Source organism: Telluria sp. AZSoR62, from assembly GCF_058111565.1.
Genome location: NZ_JBYTST010000184.1, coordinates 1 through 328, shown reverse-complemented (window position 1 = coordinate 328; position 328 = coordinate 1). Strand labels below are relative to the sequence as shown.

The following is a 328-nucleotide window of genomic DNA, read 5'->3' as shown; positions in this document are numbered from 1 at the left end:
AGATGGCAACTCAAGTACTCGAGCAATTCTCTTCAGCTGCTCTTCAGGTGCATCAAGCATAGCCTCGTAAGACACAAATACACGCTGTTGCTGATGAGTTCCTCTAAGTACTCCTACCAAGTGCTTAGCCCATAACATCAGACCTTTTACTTCGGAAAAATTATCACGTTTGCGCAGTGATTGTGCGACCTCTAGAGGATTACGAACAGCGATAAGGTAACTAGCATTCATACCAAGCTCAGCGAATACTGCCTGCCAGAATGGTAGTAGTATAGCAACGCGAGGATCCTTGAACGCCAACACACTATTATCCGAGAGCTTACCTTCC

General features: G+C 45.7%; 1 protein-coding gene. It reads right to left on the bottom strand.

The genetic code is table 11. The features are described 5' to 3' along the window. Positions 1–231, bottom strand: a 231-nt coding sequence (locus AC3XQU_RS23445) for a sulfotransferase domain-containing protein (protein WP_489876548.1), incomplete at its 3' end; no start/stop codon positions are given. Positions 232–328: the final 97 nt, after the last annotated feature.